The organism is Vibrio qinghaiensis (assembly GCF_002257545.1).
Taxonomy (GTDB): domain Bacteria; phylum Pseudomonadota; class Gammaproteobacteria; order Enterobacterales; family Vibrionaceae; genus Vibrio; species Vibrio ordalii.
On sequence record NZ_CP022741.1, the window covers coordinates 843066 to 860619 of the forward strand.

At 44.2% G+C, this 17554-nt stretch carries 15 protein-coding genes; 5 read left to right on the top strand and 10 right to left on the bottom strand.

Annotation, left to right across the window (positions count from 1 at the left end; genetic code table 11):
- Nucleotides 1–26: 26 nt before the first annotated feature.
- The 5 genes from lnt to miaB all read right to left on the bottom strand — a co-directional run bounded on the left by lnt (nucleotide 27) and on the right by miaB (nucleotide 5601).
- Nucleotides 27–1547: an apolipoprotein N-acyltransferase gene (gene lnt / locus CCZ37_RS04055; RefSeq protein WP_094499813.1), complete on the bottom strand. Its 1521-nt coding sequence runs from the start codon at nucleotides 1545–1547 to the stop codon at nucleotides 27–29.
- 33 nt (nucleotides 1548–1580) lie between these two features.
- Nucleotides 1581–2456 carry a CNNM family magnesium/cobalt transport protein CorC gene (corC, locus tag CCZ37_RS04060; RefSeq protein WP_010317353.1) on the bottom strand — a complete coding sequence of 292 codons (876 nt, stop codon included), beginning with the start codon at nucleotides 2454–2456 and terminating at the stop codon, nucleotides 1581–1583.
- An 85-nt stretch (nucleotides 2457–2541) separates the two neighbouring features.
- Entirely contained in the window at nucleotides 2542–3006 is a 465-nt protein-coding gene (ybeY, locus tag CCZ37_RS04065; RefSeq protein ID WP_010317354.1) for an rRNA maturation RNase YbeY, read from the bottom strand.
- Nucleotides 3006–4106 (bottom strand): PhoH family protein, encoded by a 1101-nt coding sequence (locus CCZ37_RS04070; RefSeq protein ID WP_017045820.1) that lies wholly within the window; start codon nucleotides 4104–4106, stop codon nucleotides 3006–3008. The genes ybeY and CCZ37_RS04070 overlap by 1 nt, the downstream gene beginning before the upstream one ends.
- A gap of 70 nt (nucleotides 4107–4176) precedes the next feature.
- The gene (miaB, locus tag CCZ37_RS04075) at nucleotides 4177–5601 is read right to left on the bottom strand and encodes a tRNA (N6-isopentenyl adenosine(37)-C2)-methylthiotransferase MiaB (RefSeq protein ID WP_013857327.1); all 1425 of its coding nucleotides are present in this window, start codon (nucleotides 5599–5601) and stop codon (nucleotides 4177–4179) included.
- 257 nt (nucleotides 5602–5858) lie between these two features.
- On the opposite strand from miaB, the gene CCZ37_RS04080 reads away from it, so the two are divergent.
- Nucleotides 5859–7010: a 2-octaprenyl-3-methyl-6-methoxy-1,4-benzoquinol hydroxylase gene (locus CCZ37_RS04080; RefSeq protein ID WP_094499814.1), complete on the top strand. Its 1152-nt coding sequence runs from the start codon at nucleotides 5859–5861 to the stop codon at nucleotides 7008–7010.
- Nucleotides 7011–7087: 77 nt separating this feature from the next.
- On the opposite strand, the gene crr is transcribed toward CCZ37_RS04080, so the two are convergent.
- From crr to cysZ, 5 genes are all read right to left on the bottom strand, one after another.
- Nucleotides 7088–7597 carry a PTS glucose transporter subunit IIA gene (crr, locus tag CCZ37_RS04085; RefSeq protein ID WP_010317358.1) on the bottom strand — a complete coding sequence of 170 codons (510 nt, stop codon included), beginning with the start codon at nucleotides 7595–7597 and terminating at the stop codon, nucleotides 7088–7090.
- A 106-nt stretch (nucleotides 7598–7703) separates the two neighbouring features.
- Nucleotides 7704–9428 (bottom strand): phosphoenolpyruvate-protein phosphotransferase PtsI, encoded by a 1725-nt coding sequence (gene ptsI / locus CCZ37_RS04090; protein WP_094499815.1) that lies wholly within the window; start codon nucleotides 9426–9428, stop codon nucleotides 7704–7706.
- A 138-nt stretch (nucleotides 9429–9566) separates the two neighbouring features.
- Entirely contained in the window at nucleotides 9567–9824 is a 258-nt protein-coding gene (locus CCZ37_RS04095; protein WP_010317360.1) for an HPr family phosphocarrier protein, read from the bottom strand.
- A 297-nt stretch (nucleotides 9825–10121) separates the two neighbouring features.
- A complete protein-coding gene (cysK, locus tag CCZ37_RS04100) occupies nucleotides 10122–11090 on the bottom strand; it encodes a cysteine synthase A (RefSeq protein WP_010317362.1) in 969 nt (322 codons plus the stop codon).
- A 157-nt stretch (nucleotides 11091–11247) separates the two neighbouring features.
- Nucleotides 11248–12000, bottom strand: a complete 753-nt coding sequence (gene cysZ, locus CCZ37_RS04105; RefSeq protein WP_029626789.1) for a sulfate transporter CysZ — start codon at nucleotides 11998–12000, stop codon at nucleotides 11248–11250.
- A gap of 230 nt (nucleotides 12001–12230) precedes the next feature.
- On the opposite strand from cysZ, the gene zipA reads away from it, so the two are divergent.
- The 4 genes from zipA (at nucleotide 12231) to CCZ37_RS04125 (ending at nucleotide 17530) form a co-directional block, all read left to right on the top strand.
- Entirely contained in the window at nucleotides 12231–13055 is an 825-nt protein-coding gene (gene zipA / locus CCZ37_RS04110) for a cell division protein ZipA (protein ID WP_094499816.1), read from the top strand.
- Nucleotides 13056–13123: 68 nt separating this feature from the next.
- The gene (gene ligA / locus CCZ37_RS04115) at nucleotides 13124–15139 is read left to right on the top strand and encodes an NAD-dependent DNA ligase LigA (protein WP_094499817.1); all 2016 of its coding nucleotides are present in this window, start codon (nucleotides 13124–13126) and stop codon (nucleotides 15137–15139) included.
- Nucleotides 15140–15646: 507 nt separating this feature from the next.
- Nucleotides 15647–16651, top strand: coding sequence for a chitoporin (chiP, locus tag CCZ37_RS04120; protein ID WP_094499818.1), 1005 nt, complete (start codon nucleotides 15647–15649; stop codon nucleotides 16649–16651).
- A 75-nt stretch (nucleotides 16652–16726) separates the two neighbouring features.
- Entirely contained in the window at nucleotides 16727–17530 is an 804-nt protein-coding gene (locus CCZ37_RS04125) for a hypothetical protein (RefSeq protein ID WP_094499819.1), read from the top strand.
- Nucleotides 17531–17554 lie beyond the last annotated feature (24 nt).

A 17554-nucleotide genomic window follows, 5' to 3' on the forward strand; every position in this document is an offset into this window, starting at 1 on the left:
AGGCGCTGAAATGCGCCTTTTTGAGTTTAAGAGTAATCTGAGTGACGTCTGGTCCATCCGACGATTAAACTGAGCAACACCCAGATGTAGAGCGGCCAAGTGCCGACAGCGTGATACGGCGTCTCTCCTTTGGTCGACGTGATGGTCGCTTTCAATACGGCCGTTTCGAATTGCGGGATCTGCTGCGTTATTTTACCTTTGTGATCAGTCACCGCGGTCACGCCATTATTGGTTGAACGAATGAGCGGTTTACCTAGCTCTAAAGCTCTCATCCGAGCGATCTCCATATGTTGCAATGGGCCATTTGAATGCCCAAACCACGCATCGTTAGAGAGGGTTAAGATAAAATCAGTTTCATCAGTAACATTCGCTCTGACTTGTTCATTGAAGATAATTTCATAGCACAGTGCCGCGGCTAGGTGTCTACCCTTGGCAATCAGATTCGGTTGAATATAGTCCCCACGGCTAAATGAAGACATCGGCAAGTTGAAAAAGGGTGCGATGGGCCTGAGCCAATCTTCAAATGGCACAAACTCACCAAATGGCAATAAATGATGCTTATGGTAGCGAGCGTCAGAGTCATAACGGTAGTCGCCATAAGGGTTGGTGCCAAGTACCAGAATGCTGTTGTAAAAAGATCGCTCAGGGCTTTGGTTGAGCACACCTGTGACAATCGAGCTATCGTTCATTTTGGCTGCAGAATCTAAGTTACTTAAATAAGAAGGGATCTCAAATTCAAATGCGGGAATCGCCGCCTCTGGCCATACGATAATATCTGCGTCCCAGTTTTCTCGACTGAGATCGGTGTAGGTCATGATGGTTGGCCAGCGCTGATTGGGAAGCCATTTTTCCGCTTGCTTAATATTACCTTGAATCAGTGCGACGCGAGTTTGTGTGCTGGGATCGGGAGTGACCCAATCGAAATTGCGTAGTCCAAACCCCGTCGCCAATATGGTCAGAGGAATGAGCACGAGTATCCAAGAGCGCTTGAGCCACGCCATGGCCAGAGCGCTAGAACAGAGGAGCGTGAAGAAGGTGACTAGCTCAACGCCTCCCAGTGGTGCGAAACTGGCAAGCGGGCTATCAATTTGACTATAACCAAGCCATAACCAAGGAAAGCCGGTCATCACCCAACCTCGAAGCCAATCGGTAATTAGCCAAAGCGCAGGGGTGGCTAATAAAAAATGGCTGATGGTGTCATGACGGAAAAAACGGTTGAGTAAGCCAGCGAAAAGCCCAGTATAAAGGGCTAAATAACCGACCAGTAATGACATCAGGAACAGGCTGGCAATTTTGGGCATACCACCAAAGGTATCAATACTGACGTGCACCCAACTGATGCCAAAAGCAAAAAAACCTAAGCCCCAGCAGTAACCGATCCATGCTGCTTTTTTAGCTGGTTGCTGATGAATGAGCAACAATAGCAACAGGGGGGTGAGTATGGCCAGCGGCCAAAACTGATAAGGAGCAAAAGCGAGTGGGGTTAATGCGCCAACAAAAGCGGCCGCAAGCGGCCGCATTAGGCGATGAAAAAATGCTTTAATCATCTATCTCATTCTGCTGATGTGAATGGGGTTATGTTACTCTTCTGCTATCACTGGAAGTGATTCAAGATCAGGAATAGTGACTTGCAGTTGAACCACTCGGCGGTTATCTGCTGCGGTGACTTTAAAGCTGTATTTGTCGATCTCTACAACTTCGCCACGGCTTGGCAGGTGGCCAAAGGCCGTCATCACCAATCCCCCTACAGTATCTACTTCTTCATCGCTGAACTTAGTACCAAAGGTTTCGTTAAACTCTTCGATGGTGGTCAGCGCTTTAACTGCAAAAGTATGTTTGCTGAGCTTACGGATATCCAATTGTTCTTCATCATCGAACTCGTCTTCAATGTCGCCAACGATCTCTTCCAAAATATCTTCAATGGTCACTAAGCCAGACACGCCACCGAATTCATCCACGACGATCGCCATGTGGTAACGCTCCTCTCGGAACTCCTTCAATAAGCGATCAACCCGTTTACTTTCTGGTACCACGACTGCCGGGCGGATCACTTCTAAAATGTTAAAAGGTGCACTGTCTGAGCCTAAATATTTGAGTAAGTCCTTCGCTAGTAGAATGCCTTCTACATGGTCTTTATCTTCACTGATCACTGGGTAACGTGAGTGCTGAGCATCGGTGATCAGCGCAATTAAGGTATCCAAGTCATCATTTTTATCGATAGTGACCATTTGTGAGCGTGGGATCATAATATCACGCACGCGCATCTCAGAAATCTCCATTACACCTTCAAGCATATCTCGTGTGTCATGGTCGATAAGGTCATTGATTTCAGAGTCGCGGATCACATCCACAAGCTCTTGGCGATCTCTCGGATCACCTTGAAATAATTGGCCTAGGCGTTCAAAGAAGGACTTTCTACTCGGACCTTCAGAATTCTGGGGGTTATCTTCGTTCATTGTTTCTCTAATTTTCCTCGCTATCAGATGTGTGATAGCACACGTATCGTACCGACTTTAGCGGTACTAGCTTCATTGTCTGGAGCTATTCCTTCTCAGCAATATACGGGTCTTCAAAGCCCATTTTTTGCAGAATTTCAGTTTCAAGAGATTCCATCTCTTCGGCTTCATCATCATCGATATGATCATAACCTAGCAGATGTAGACTGCCGTGTACAACCATATGAGCCCAGTGTGCCATCAACGGTTTTTGTTGCTCATCGGCTTCTTGTTCCACCACTTGGCGGCAAATGACAAGGTCACCGAGCAGGTCCAACTCTATGCCCGGAGGCATCTCAAAAGGGAAGGATAGCACGTTGGTCGGCTTATCTTTTCCTCGGTAATCGCGATTGAGCTGTTGACTCTCTTCGGAATCAACAATTCGCACAGTGACTTCCGCTTGTTCCTGAAATGGGGTCACCGCGTGAGTTAACCAATGGCTGAACTCATCAAAAGTAGGTAACCCTTGCTCATTTCTGACCGCTAATTGTAAATCTAGTTCGATACTCATTATTCACCAACGTTTTTTGTTGCGGTTACTGTATTCACTTCAGTAGAAACATCCACAGACTTTACTTCTCGCTCTTCACGACGACGTTGCTCTTGAGCTTTACGCTCTTTTTGGTCCTGAGCTTCCCATTTTTCGTAAGCGTTGACGATACGAGCAACCACTGGATGACGTACGACATCATCAGACAAAAAGAAGTTGAAGCTGATTTCATCAACTTCATTGAGTACTTCAATGGCATGGCGAAGACCTGAACGAGCGCCACGCGGCAAATCGATTTGTGTCACATCACCCGTAATTACGGCTCTTGAATTAAACCCAATCCGTGTCAGGAACATTTTCATTTGTTCAACGGTAGTGTTTTGACTTTCATCTAAAATAATAAAAGCATCGTTGAGCGTACGTCCGCGCATGTAGGCGAGTGGCGCAACTTCAATCACATTGCGTTCAATGAGCTTTTCTACTCGCTCAAAGCCAAGCATTTCAAACAACGCGTCATAAAGCGGTCGTAGGTATGGGTCGACTTTTTGGCTTAAATCACCGGGTAGAAAGCCCAATTTTTCACCTGCTTCAACCGCCGGACGTGTTAACAAAATTCGACGAACTTCTTGGCGCTCTAGCGCATCAACTGCAGCGGCAACGGCTAGGTAGGTTTTACCTGTCCCTGCTGGGCCGATACCAAAGCTGATGTCGTGCGTCACCATGTTAACGAGATACTGAGCTTGGTTAGGCGTACGCGGCTTTATCAGCCCTTTCTTGGTTTTAATGAAGACTTCTTTGCCATGTTGAATACTTGATTCAGACGGCTGCTCAAGGATCCCTGAATCTTTGATGGCTAGATGAATTTGCTCTGGTTCGATATCGGGAATTTGACCACGTATGGGCGAAGTATTGACGTACAAAGATTTGATAATATCTAACGCAGCAGCGGCAGTGTGTGGTTTACCGACTATGGTGAAAAACTGGCTGCGGTGATTAATTTCGACACCAAGACGGCGTTCTAATTGTTTGATGTTGTCATCGAATGGACCGCACAGGCTAGCAAGACGGCGGTTGTCTGAAGGTTCTAGATCTATCTCTAGCGTAACAATTTTATTGCTCAATGTTGCCTCTCAGTTTGCCATGGTACGATGCCCGATTACGACCGGGCACCGTATGACATTATGCTTAAACCTAAGGTGTAAAAGTGGCTACCCCTAGCTCATTTTCTCGACGTGTTTTCGCCATCATTTGCGTTGGTGAAATCACGGTGCGAAGATCCATCTCTTGTTCAGTGCGAACGAGTTCACCACGCAGTGAGTTGGCAAACACATCGACAATTTTCACATCGACAAATTGGCCAATCAGATCGGCGGAGCCTTCAAAGTTAACGACACGGTTATTTTCGGTACGGGCGCGAAGCTCCATGAGATTTTTCTTAGATGGGCCTTCGACTAATACGCGTTGTTCTGTACCTAACATCAAACGTGAGTAACGCATCGCTTGTGCGTTGATCGTTTGTTGCAGTTCATATAAACGCTCTTTTTTGGCGTCTTCTGATAAATCACATGGGTAATCAGCGGCTGGCGTACCCGGGCGAGGGGAGAAGATAAAGCTGAAGCTCATATCAAAATCAACGTCTTTAATCAGCTTCATTGTATCTTGAAAGTCTTTATCTGTTTCACCGGGGAAACCGACAATAAAATCAGAACTGATTTGGATCTCTGGGCGTGCCTTACGCAGTTTGCGAATAATCGATTTGTACTCAATCGCGGTGTGTGGGCGCTTCATCATGGTTAAGATTCGATCTGACCCACTTTGTACCGGAAGATGCAGGAAACTCACCAGTTCAGGTGTGTCTTCATAAACGGCAATGATATCGTCGGTAAATTCAAGTGGATGGCTGGTGGTGAATCGAATGCGATCAATGCCATCAATGGAGGCGACTAAGCGCAGCAGATTGGCAAATGAACAGATTTCACCATCGTGCATAGGGCCACGGTATGCGTTAACATTTTGCCCCAAAAGATTGACTTCGCGCACACCTTGCGCCGCGAGTTGCGCGATTTCATACAACACATCATCCATCGGGCGACTGACTTCTTCACCACGAGTGTAAGGTACTACGCAGTAAGTGCAGTATTTTGAACACCCTTCCATAATAGAGACGAATGCGGTTGCGCCGTCTGCTTTTGGTTCTGGTAAACGGTCGAATTTTTCAATCTCTGGGAACGAAATGTCCATGACTGGCGCATCGTTGGTTTGCGATTGTTTTATCATTTCTGGCAAGCGGTGTAGGGTTTGCGGGCCAAAAATAACATCAACAAAGGGAGCGCGTTCACGAATGTGATCACCTTCTTGGGTTGCAACACAGCCGCCAACGCCAATCACGACGCCTGGTTTTTTATCTTTCAATGTTTTCCAGCGACCTAGCTGATGAAAGACTTTCTCTTGTGCTTTTTCACGGATCGAACAGGTGTTAAGTAATAATACATCTGCTTCCTCTGGCTCTTCCGTTAGCTCGTAGCCGTTTGCAGCGTTAAGCAGGTCGGCCATTTTTGATGAATCGTATTCGTTCATCTGGCAGCCCCAGGTTTTAATTAGCAGTTTCTTACTCATCTCACTTTCGCTCGTCTTATTGGTCTAAATTGGTTGAACTAATGCTCAAATTGTAGCCGCCATCTCGGCGGTAAGCCGCGTATTGTACTGCTTTAAAAAGTCACTGACTAGTCATCCAATAAAATCTCTCACATGTTCCGTCATATCTAGATTTTTACCATAGAAAGTGCAGGGTTTTTGTGTAAAAAAATTCGCAAAAAAGAGCTGAAAACGTACAATGAAAATCGACTCAAAACTCAGACGATTAAGTATAAACAATGAACAATTTTGACGTGGTGGTGATTGGCGGTGGCATGGTTGGGGCGGCAGTGGCTATAGGCTTTGCTAAGCAAGGTCGCACGGTTGCTCTGGTTGAGGGTATAGAGCCTGAAGCGTTTACAATAGACCAAGCAATGGATCTGCGCGTATCAGCCATTTCGCAAACTTCGGTTCAGTTACTTACTGACTTAGGTGCATGGAATGAAATTGCACAAATGCGTGTTTGCCCTTATCGCCGCCTAGAAACCTGGGAGCACCCAGAGTGCCGTACTCGTTTTCATAGCGATGCACTCGGCCTCCCTCAGCTGGGGTATATGGTCGAAAATCGTCTTATTCAGATCGGATTGTGGGGGCAATTTGCGCACTATCCGAATTTGCAGGTTTTTTGTCCTGATAAGCTCAAACACATTGTGTTTGGCCAACAAAATAGCGTGCTTTTAGAGTCAGGCGCAACTCTTACTGCAACTTGGGTGATTGGTGCGGATGGTGCAAATTCTCTTGTGCGGCAACTGGCGGGAATTGGTATTACCGCGTGGGATTATCGACACCATTGCATGTTGATCAATGTCGAAACTCATCAACCTCAGCAAGATATTACTTGGCAGCAATTTTTTCCATCCGGCCCGCGCTCGTTTCTTCCTTTGCCGGGTAATCAAGCTTCTTTGGTATGGTATGACTCACCAAAACGAATTCGCCAATTGTGTGCGATGAACAAGCAGCAGTTAAAGGAGCAAGTATTGGCCTCTTTTCCTGAGGAGCTGGGTGATATTCATGTATTGCAGTGGGGAGCTTTTCCACTCACTCGCCGCCATGCACAGACGTATGCGAAACGGCAATGTGTTTTGGTTGGCGATTCAGCACACACGATTAATCCTCTGGCTGGACAAGGGGTTAATTTAGGGTTTAAAGATGTAAAAGCGTTATTAGCTGTGACACAAAATCAAGAAGCTTTAACACAAGCGCAATTGCGGAGTTATGAAACAAGCAGAAGGCCGGATAACTTAGTGATGCAATCAGGAATGGATCTGTTTTATAAAACGTTCAGCAACGAGATTTTGCCAGCAAAGTTGGTACGCAACGCGGTATTGAAGTTGGCCGAACATTCAGGCCCAGTGAAGGAAAAACTGTTAAAATACGCGTTAGGTTTGTAGTGCGATTTGAGCTGTTTTTATAGAAAAAAACGCTGCGAATCAGCAGCGTTTTTTTAAGTAATAAAAAGTCTAACGAATTACTTAGTTACACGTAGAACCGGTGTTTCACCAACAACAACGGTGCCAGAAAGCTTGTTCAGCTCTTTGATTTCGTCCATGTTAGAGATAACAACAGGTGTTAGTGTTGATTTTGCTTTCTCTTCAAGAAGCGCTAGGTCGAATTCGATAACAGTATCGCCTGCTTTAACCGCTTGGCCTTCTTGAGCGATACGAGTAAAACCTTCGCCTTTTAGCTCAACGGTGTCGATACCAAAGTGAACGAATAACTCAACACCGTCATCAGACTCGATTGAAAACGCATGGTTAGTTTCGAAAATCTTACCGATAGTGCCGTTAACTGGAGCTACCATTTTGTTGCCTGATGGTTTGATCGCAATACCATCACCAACAATTTTCTCAGCGAAAACAACATCTGGCACATCTTCGATATTGACGATTTCACCAGAAAGAGGGGCAATAATTTCAATCGCACCTGCATCTGAACTGTCGTCAGATACTAGCTTCTTAAGTTTATCAAACAGACCCATTGTGTCATGCTCCTAACGTTTAATTTTATTCTGTCGAATTATAGTATACCAATCGCCAACAATAGACGACCTATTTTTAGTCGTCTATCTCATTGGTATTAGCGAATTATTGCGTTTTCTTTGCGATGAATTTTTCCACACAAGCTTCGATTTCAGCTGCGGTTGGGAAAGAGAGTGCTTCTTCTGCCATCGCTTTAACTTCGGCGAAGTTTGAGTTACGGATCACTTTCTTCACTTTAGGGATAGAGATACCACTCATAGAGAATTCATCGAGTCCCATACCAAGTAGAAGTAGCGTTGCACGTTCATCACCCGCTAACTCGCCACACATACCCGTCCATTTACCTGCAGCGTGTGAAGCGTCAATCACTTGCTTAATCACGGTTAAAACTGCTGGAGAAAGTGGGTTATACAGGTGTGAAATCATCTCGTTACCACGGTCAACCGCAAGAGTGTATTGGGTCAAATCATTGGTACCAATAGAGAAGAATGACACTTCTTTTGCTAAGTGGTGTGCAATAGCGGCTGCCGCAGGTGTTTCAACCATAACACCAATTTCGATATTTTCATCGAACGCTAAGCCTTCCGTGCGAAGTTCTGCTTTGTATTCTTCAATGGCGTTTTTAAGCTCACGAATTTCTTCTACAGAGATGATCATCGGGAACATGATACGCAGTTTACCATGCGCAGATGCACGCAGAATGCCACGAAGCTGATCACGTAAGATATCACGACGGTCTAAGCTGATGCGAATCGCGCGCCAGCCTAAGAATGGGTTCATTTCTTTTGGCAGATCCATGTACGGGAGATCTTTATCACCACCGATGTCCATGGTACGGATAATTACCGCTTCACCACTCATCGCTTCGGCAACCTCTTTATAAGCTTGGTATTGCTCATCTTCAGTTGGTAGCGCACTGCGGTCCATGAATAAGAACTCAGTACGATATAAACCGACGCCTTCACCACCATTGCGTAAAATACCATCGCAGTCTTTTACTGTGCCGATGTTACCGCATACTTCAACTTGGTGACCATCAAGTGTGATAGCAGGTAGGTCTTTTAGTTTTGTGAGCTCTTCTTTTTCTGCGGCAAAATCATCACGAATTTTTTTCGCTTCTTCAAGCTGTGCTTCTGAAGGATTAATGATAATTTTGTTGTTCATGGCATCAAGAACAAGCATGTCGCCATTCTTTACTTTCTTAGTGATGTCGTTAGTACCAACAATCGCTGGAAGCTCCAGAGAGCGGGCCATGATTGAAGTATGAGATGTACGGCCACCGATATCACAAGCAAAACCCAGCACGTAATCAAGATTGATTTGTGCAGTTTCAGAAGGCGTTAAATCGTAAGCAACAAGAATCACCCGTTCGTTAATATCACTCAGTGAAACGATATTAATGCCGAGTGCATTTTTAACAAAGCGCGTACCGATATCGCGGATGTCTGTCGCACGTTCTTTTAGATACTCATCATCGAGAGATTCCAGAGCTGCAGCCTGCTCTTCGATAACGGTATAGATCGCGTTGTCTGCATGCATTTTGTCATTTTTGATGAGTGCTAAAATTTCTTCTTCTAGCTCTTCATCTTCAAGCAACATGATATGGCCTTCAAAGATGGCTTCTTTTTCTTCACCAAATGTTTCAAGTGCTTTTTGTTTGATCACTTCTAGCTGAGCAGAAGATTTGTTACGAGCTTCATAAAAACACTGAACTTCTGCTTCTACTTGATCATCTGAAATAGAGTGAGTATTTAGGACAATTTCATCTTCTTGAAGTAGCAGTGCTTTACCAAAAGCAATGCCTGGAGATGCTAGGATGCCTGAAATCATAGCGTTACCTTAAATTGGTCAACTGTAAACGGGAAAATATGGGCTATTGTACTAACGGTAATTAGTAGCTCAAAATGTAGACTATTTCCAACAAAGCCATTTTGTTTTCACAAAATGGCTTTGAAATAGTGGACCGGATTAATGTAGTTGGTCCATGAGAGCAACTAGGTGATCTACTGCTTGCTGTGCTTGCGGACCTTCAGCAGAAATAGTCACAACGGTACCTTTTACTAGGCCAAGAGTTTGAAGTTTGAATAGGCTCTTAGCACTTGCGCTTTTGCCGTTAGAAGTCACAGTGATGTCCGCGTCGAATACTTTTGCTTCTTTAACGAACTGCGCAGCAGGACGAGTGTGAAGGCCGTTTTCTGCAGTGATTTCTACTTGCTTCTCGTACATGTTATATACCCCAATTGATTTATTTTTGTTAGTTTCTTAACCAGAATAGCTTAACCGCTAAACGACCATTCTGCTAGCAGAGTAATGCCGTTTTAGTGTCATAGCTGATACTGATTTAAAGTTCATAATCGCGATTTCAATCTATGTCGTCATTCGCCATTATAGTTAATACGTTTCTGACTTCTTTATTTTGAAGCTTAAAATAAAACGAGGTGATATTACCAAAGGTGAGGCAAGGATCAACAAAAAAGCCCCTGCATGGGGCTTTTTTAAACGAAAATTTGATTTAACCACCTATTACTGTTGGTTCTCTTTCTCGGTAAATAGGTCAGAAAATAACGCTGTGCTCAGATAACGCTCACCTGAGCTTGGTAGTACAGCTACAATTGTTTTCCCTTCAAATTCAGGTAGTTCTGCTAATCTATTCGCGGCTACAATCGCTGCGCCTGATGAAATTCCAGCCAAGATTCCTTCCTCTTCCATGAGGCGTCTTGCCATTTTAATCGCTTCTTCTGATGTGACGGCTTCTACACGATCAATGAGGGATAAATCGAGGTTGCCAGGAATAAATCCTGCTCCTATACCTTGGATTTTGTGTGGTGCAGGCTTAATTTCATCCCCAGCAAGTGCTTGAGCAATGACTGGCGACTCCGCAGGTTCGACGGCAACCGAGATGATAGCCTTGCCTTTTTGGCCCTTAATGTAGCGGCTTGTTCCCGTTAAAGTACCACCGGTTCCGACGCCTGCAACGAACACGTCAATCTCACCATCCGTTGCGTCCCAGATTTCGGGCCCTGTGGTTTTTTCGTGGATTTGTGGGTTGGCTGGGTTATTGAACTGCTGCAGCAACAAGTATTTTTCAGGGTTGCTAGCAACAATTTCTTCTGCTTTAGCAATTGCGCCTTTCATGCCTTTCGCCGCTTCGGTGAGTTCAAGGTTGGCTCCTAAAGCTTTAAGCAGTTTACGGCGCTCTAAACTCATCGATTCAGGCATTGTCAGAGTCAGTTTATAACCGCGCGCTGCCGCCACAAAGGCGAGAGCAACTCCCGTATTACCACTGGTTGGTTCTACGAGTTCAATGCCAGATTTCAGTGTGCCAGCTTTTTCTGCTTCCCAAATCATGTTGGCACCGATACGGCACTTCACGCTAAAGCTTGGGTTGCGCGCTTCAATTTTCGCTAGCACCTTGCCTTTGCTAACCTTATTTAAGCGAACTAGAGGAGTGTTACCAATAGTCAGGGTGTTGTCTTCGTAGATTTTGCTCATTGCGATATTCCTTTATTACACACGTTATGCGTGTCTGGCTGTGTGATAAGACACGTGAGTGGATACAGATGCAGAATAGGTGTTAACCTTAAAACGTAAAAGGATTAAAAAGTTATAACTTATAGAGGGATATGCAGATTAAATTTCCTTGCCATCACTACTGCAGTTTGTTCTTAAATTCACCAACCCACATGGCTGTTGCACCGCATACAGCAACCGGCATGACGATTAAGTTAATAATAGGTATGGTGGTGAAAATCGACACTAAAACACCAAAGCCATACGCCTTGGTCTGTTTTTGTTTCAAATTGTGTCTCATCTGGTTAAAGCTCACTTTGTGGTTGTCAAATGGGTAGTCACAGTATTGGATGGCTAACATCCATGCAGTGAAAATGAACCACAGCAAAGGGCCTAAGGTTTGTCCTAAGGCAGGAATTAGGAGCAATAAGAACAAACCGATTGCTTTGGGTAAGGTATAGATTAATTTTCGCCACTCTCTTGCGAGGATACGTGGGATGTCTTTGACCATAGACCAGATGCCATCGCTGTTGATTGGAGCGCCAATTAATCTTTCTTCCACTTTTTCTGCGAGCAGCCCATTAAATGGTGCAGCGACGAAGTTAGCCAGCGTACTGAAGAAATAGGAGAAGGTGGCCAAGATAGTGATCGCGAGCAATGGCCATAAAACGTAGCTTAGCCAAGATAAAAAATCAGGGATTTGTCCAATCAACTGTTCTATCCATGTATTGAGATGATTGAATAGGTAAAAAAGGGCACTGCCGACGAGAATGACGTTGATGAGTAACGGTAGAATAACAAAGCGTCGAATGCCGGGGGTGAGCGCTAACTCTAGGCCAAAAAAGAAGTATCCAAAACCTGAACGTTGCTTAAATGTCATATCGTTATCCATGTGAATATCTGTTAATCAATGCTAAAAAGCTATTCTACTCAACCTGCTGAAGAAGAAAAGCGTGCTGAAAATCACATCATGTATTGAACTTATCACATTAAGTTGTTCTAAATCGGTACAAACTTTTGGTAAAGTACCCCAATAAGCTGATATAACCCACGTTGGTGACACGTTCAATTCAAGCTGGTAAAGCTGAGAATAACCATGCATCGAAAAACTGAGAGTGAAACATGCAGGAATTGCGATTCGTACTCATAATTGTTGGCGCACTAGCGATAGCGGCGCTGCTATTTCATGGTCTTTGGACCAGTAAGAAAGAAGGGAAGTCCAAGTTTGAGGATAAGCCCCTTGGTAAAATTGATGTTGACCACGACGATACCCAACCTGTAGCCCAGCGTTCATTTGCTCCGGAAGATGATTTCGAAATTATTCGCAAAGTACGTAAAGAGCCTGATTTCAGTGAAGCGGTTGACCCTCTCATTGACGGTTATTCGCCAAGCTTTGAACCTGAAAATGTGCTTGATGAACTCGATGATGTGCCCTCAATAGCGATGAAAACCGAATCCTCAAGCCTCAGTGAGCAAGATGATGTCGTTGCTGACGATAATCAAAAATCCGACGTTCAAGAAGCCGAAATGCAAGTTATTGTGCTGAATGTGCATTGTGCGGGAAATGATCCCTTTGTCGGCACCAAGCTTTTTGACAGTATGCAGCAAAACGGTCTTCTTTATGGTGAGATGGATATTTTCCACCGGCATGCCGATCTGTCAGGTACAGGGAAAGTGCTGTTTAGTGTTGCCAACATGATGCAACCCGGTACATTGGCACATCATGATCCTGCGGAGTTTACTACTCGCGGTATCTCATTCTTCATGACACTGCCTTGCTACGGCGAGCCCGATCAAAATTTTAAATTAATGCTTAAAACTGCCCAACAAATTGCCGATGATTTAGGTGGCAATGTACTGGATGATGCGCGTAATTTAATGACGCCTGATCGATTGGCAGCCTATCGGCGCCAAATTCAAGAATTTAAAAACGCACGCAACGCGTAGACGCGTAGAATAAACATCGACCATTAAGGGCTCCTCGTCGGAGCCTTTTTTCATGATCCGAGAGAATTATGATGCAAACAATAGAACACAAATTAAGCCAACTTCGTGAGACGCTCCATTATCATGCTGTGCGCTATTATGTAGAAGATAACCCTGAAATTCCTGACGCTGAGTATGATCGTTTGATGCGTGAGCTGCTTGAGTTGGAATCGCAGTATCCGGAGTTAGTCACAGCGGATTCACCCAGCTTGCGTGTTGGAGGTAAGCCTTTAGAGGGTTTTGCCCAGGTGAATCATGAAATTCCAATGCTCTCTTTAGATAATGTGTTTGATGAGAAAGAGCTTGATGCCTTTCACAAGCGGATGCAAGACCGGATACCGAGTGCCCACTTTAACGCTTTTTGCTGCGAACCTAAGCTTGATGGTTTAGCCGTGAGTTTGCTTTACGAAAATGGTGTGTTAGTACAAGCCGCCACGCGTGGGGATGGCGCGGTCGGTGAAAATATTACGGAAAACGTGCGAACGATCAGTGCTATTCCACTGAAGTTACAGGGAAAAGGGTGGCCCGTTCGTTTAGAAGTTCGTGGTGAAGTGTTCATGCCTAAAGCCGGTTTTGAGCGATTGAACCAACAAGCACTCAAAAAAGGTGAAAAAACCTTTGTTAACCCAAGAAATGCGGCCGCAGGGAGCTTGAGACAGCTCGACTCAAAAATCACAGCTCAAAGGCCGTTGAATTTTTATGCTTACAGTGTTGGTGTGATTGAAGGCGCTGAGTTAGCAAGCAGTCATTATCAGCGCTTTTTGCAGTTAAAAGGGTGGGGGCTGCCGATGTGCCCTGAAACACGTCTAGTCTCTTCAATGGATGAAGTGAAAGAGTACTACCAAAGTATCTTAACTCGTCGCGCCCAACTCGCGTATGAGATTGATGGCGTGGTGATTAAAATTGATGATATTGAATTGCAACAAAAGCTCGGTTTTGTCGCGCGGGCACCTCGCTGGGCGATTGCTTATAAATTTCCTGCCCAAGAAGAAATAACGCTCCTGAACGATGTTGAATTTCAAGTGGGCCGTACCGGGGCTATTACACCTGTTGCGAAGTTAGAACCTGTATTTGTGGGGGGAGTCACCGTCAGCAATGCGACATTACACAACGCTGATGAAATTGAGCGCCTAGGCGTGAAAATTGGTGATAGCGTTATTATTCGTCGAGCAGGCGACGTTATCCCACAGATTGTTTCGGTGCTGTTAGACAGGCGCTCTGATGCAGTGGTCGATATTGTTTTCCCGCAGTACTGCCCGGTGTGCAACTCTGACATTGAGCGTGTTGAAGGTGAAGCTGTCGCCCGTTGTACAGGGGGGTTAGTGTGTCAAGCTCAGCGCAAAGAAGCATTAAAGCACTTTGTCTCTCGCAAAGCGTTAGACGTGGATGGTTTAGGCGAAAAAGTGATTGAGCAGCTTGTTGATAAAGAGATGGTGAGCACGCCCGCGGACCTCTTCCGTCTAAAAGCAGGCCAGCTAACGGTGTTAGAGCGTATGGGACCAAAATCAGCACAAAATATCGTTAATGCACTGAATGCCGCCAAAATGACCACATTACCCCGTTTTTTGTATTCATTGGGCATACGTGAAGTCGGGGAAGCGACGGCGGCGAATCTTGCGCTCCATTTCGGGTCATTAGACAAAATTCGCCAAGCGACTCATGAAGAACTACTTGAAGTTCAAGATGTTGGAGTTATCGTTGCGAGTCATATCACATCTTTTTTTGAGCAAGATAAAAACCAACGGGTGATTAATGAATTGATCGAACTCGGTATCCAGTGGCCTAATATCGAAAAGCCGAGCCAAGATGCGATTCTCCCTTTACTTGGTAAAGTGGTGGTTTTGACGGGGAGCTTGTCGAAACTCTCTAGAAGTGATGCGAAAGCGGCGCTACAAGAGCTTGGCGCAAAAGTAACGGGAAGCGTCTCTAAAAACACCGATATACTATTTGCCGGAGAAGCGGCCGGTTCAAAATTAGTAAAAGCGCAAGAACTAGGGATCGAAATTCGCAGCGAACAAGATTTACTTGAGTTAATGAAAAGCTAATTTTTTAAGCATCCCTTCCTTCATAAAGCCTCAAAATTAATTTTGAGGCTTTATTTTTATCTCAAACCGCCACATTAAAATGTCCAGTAATTAGAAAAAAAGCCTTCATTTGCTTAGATGCCAATCAAGCAGAACGTTACTCTCTTTCAATTTATTATTGCGATGCACTTCAAGCTATTAGTGTGACATCTATTTGTATCATTTTGAAAGTTAATAAGTTTTTTATTTTTATATTTTGTTTTATGACTTATTAGACCTTGATCACTTACTTGGTCAAAGTTTGCCGTAGCTCATATTTTTTTAGATAAAAATTAAGTTCTCATTGATGTTTTCTGTTGCGAAGTTAGTCTAGTGAGCATGGATACACGATGTGTATGCAGGAAAAGAGAAAATCAGAAAATTAATGACTAATTTAGGTTTTCAACATAGGAAATGATTTCTCCCTTCGGCGGCCAACTTAAGGGGGAAATAAAAAACAGCTATATCTATTTTTTTAGGAGTTTTTCCATGGACAAAATGTTTAAACGTACTCTTTTAGGCGCTGCAGTTGCTATGGCGTCAACTGGTGCATTCGCAGTGTCTGAAACAGGTGCAATTGGTGTGCTATCTGATTTTAACGTGCAAGCGTACGGCGTTGCAGCAATTTCTATTTTCTATCAAGAAGACAATAATGGCTATGACTACGAAAACGAATCTCGTATTGGTTTCCGTGCTAGCAAAGATATGTTTGATAATGTCAACGTATTCATGCAGATCGAATCGGGTTACGTTGGTGAAGATGGTAAAGGCAGCACACTTGGTGCACGTGATACCTTTATTGGCCTGCAAGGCGATTGGGGTAAAGTACGTTTCGGTCGTATGCTGACCCCTCTATACGAAATTGTTGACTGGCCATACTCTAACCCAGGTTTAGGTCGTGTATTCGATTGGGGTGGCGACGTTAAAGCACACTACGATCGTAAAGGTGATATCGCTCGTTACGATTCGCCAGCCTTCGGTGGTCTAACTTTCAACGTTTCGGCTGGCCGTGGTAAAACAGATGTTAAAGATTCTGATCACGTAGGTTTTGGTGTCCATTACAACGTTGCTGATATCGTAACGTTGCATGGTGGTTATGAGTCTAACTCAAAATATGATGGTTCAAACTTTGATTCTAACGCATACATCGTAGGTTTTGAGCTACCTCTGCCTGCTGGCTTTGGCTTGGCTGGTGCATACAAATACAGCGAAGGTGAGTCTAAGACAGTTGCTGGTCAAGAAGGTGAGCAAGGTCAATACTCTCTGATCGGTCAATACTGGAACGGCCCATGGGGATTCAAAGTAGGCTACGCTGCTAACCTTGATTCTGAAGTGAACGGTGTAGAGCAAAATGATGATGATGAAGTATTGTCTGCACAGCTGATGTACGTGAAAGATGGTTTCGTACCATACATTCGTGTTGGTCAGCACGATGCATACAACTCTGATGATAAGAAAGGATTTGTACGTGTAGGCTTGGAATACGGCTTCTAATTTGACAAACCTCGCCTTTCTTTAATAAAACGCCGGCCTTGTGCCGGTGTTTTTACTCCATAAACAAGGACATAAATGATGAATTTATTTAAAACGACCATATTATTTTCAACCATCACCATGGCCGTTGGATGCAGTAATTTAGACAGTTCTAGTGTGTTCAATGATGTGGCGAAGAATGTCAAAGAAAGGCACAACTATGTTCAAGTTGTAGCAAAAGACATTACACCAGGAGCTAAGGCAATGTTAGGACCTGATATTGTAAAATCTGAGCTAAGCTATGTCGGTAATTTCCCTAAATCTGAAGGGGTAAATATTGAATATTCATATGTTGATATGAATGTCACTTATTTTAAAAATTATGACCAATTTGACACAGTTACTTACTCATCACAGAAGTTTCAAGTAGAAACATATCGTCCATTGGCTGAGACTTGTACCGAGCATTGTACGACTACGCAATGGTTTAAGTTTCCATTATCTCAAGAATATATTCATCAGCTGAGCTCGGATTCGGTTGTGTTTACGCTGACTTCATCAACAGGCAAAAGCCAAGTAGAATTTTCGGTGCCTAAAGCCTACTTCTTAGCCGTGATTGACGAGGCGAATTTCACCTTAGGCAGTTCAACGATACCTTCCAGTATCACGCACTCAGTGCAAGAGCAAGCGACTAAACCTATTGAAATGGTTCAATATTGGTTTGCTGAAGCTGATGTTAACGATCGGAAAATATTTGAAAACTGGGCATTTAGCAATCGAGATAACATTAGCCAACCTCTGACGGCAGAAAATAAACCACTAGATATGCTAGGGTACTGGTATGAGAAAGCGAATAAAGCTGAGAAGTCTCAGATTCTGAGCTGGTTACTAAATCAATAATCAAGCTTGCGATTTATCGTTATA